General features: G+C 39.5%; 1 protein-coding gene. It reads right to left on the reverse strand.

Translation table 11 applies throughout. The annotated features are described in order from the left end of the window. Positions 1–42 precede the first annotated feature (42 nt). Positions 43–397: integrase core domain-containing protein (locus tag ACHUFA_RS11075; RefSeq protein ID WP_394406121.1), on the reverse strand; the 355-nt coding region annotated here is incomplete at its 5' end.

Below are 397 nucleotides of genomic sequence, written 5' to 3' on the forward strand. Positions count from 1 at the left end.
AAAGGCAACACTTTTCTGTACAAAATTTATAAAGTGTTTTTGTTAAACGATTGCTCTTTTAGTCATGGGTGTTTGGTAATTAAGAGTGCTGTGGATGCGATGATAGTTCCACCAATGGACATACTCTTTTGTTTTGATGGTCAGTTCTTCCAGTGAATGAAATGTTTCTTGGTTGATAAATTCCAGTTTAAAGGCTTTGTAAGTGTTCTCAGCGACCGCATTGTCATAAGGACAACCAGCATGACTAAGCGAACGTGTGATGCCAAAGGCTTCTAACATCTCATCAATCAAGGCATTATCAAACTCCTTACAACGATCAGAATGGAAGAGTTTTACCTTGGTCAGAGCGTAGGGAATGCTTTGAATGGCTTCTTTGACCAAGTCAGCAGTCTTGTGC

The organism is Streptococcus hepaticus, assembly GCF_043656315.1.
In the GTDB taxonomy this organism is placed as follows: Bacteria; Bacillota; Bacilli; order Lactobacillales; family Streptococcaceae; genus Streptococcus; species Streptococcus hepaticus.